The sequence below is a fragment of the Pseudomonas sp. HY13-MNA-CIBAN-0226 genome (assembly GCF_040310305.1).
In the GTDB taxonomy this organism is placed as follows: Bacteria; Pseudomonadota; Gammaproteobacteria; order Pseudomonadales; family Pseudomonadaceae; genus Aquipseudomonas; species Aquipseudomonas gregormendelii.
On sequence record NZ_JBEOPS010000260.1, the window covers coordinates 1 to 272 of the forward strand.

The window sequence follows — 272 nt, forward strand, 5'->3', positions numbered from 1 at the left end:
GCTATATAGGTGCGATAGTTATTTCCACGGCTTGTGTCCAAATACATCGCTGCCCGGCTAAATAGGATAACGGGAATACCCTGGTAGGATTTAGCCAGTGTATCCAACTTTTCACGCATAAAACCATGGCATTTATCAGTTAGCTCTTTGTCATGCATCTCAAAGTTTTGCAGTATCGGGCAGCCACCACGAGCCCAAGACAAAGCCGCTTGTTTATTCTCCATTTGCACTGCTGCTGCAGTTGATTCTGCGTGACTGTCACCGAACAATAT

At 45.6% G+C, this 272-nt stretch carries 1 protein-coding gene; it reads right to left on the reverse strand.

Features of this window, described 5'->3' with window-relative positions; genetic code table 11:
* The coding region (locus AAEZ05_RS28675) for an SGNH hydrolase domain-containing protein (protein WP_350649983.1) at positions 1–272 on the reverse strand (272 nt) is incomplete at both ends.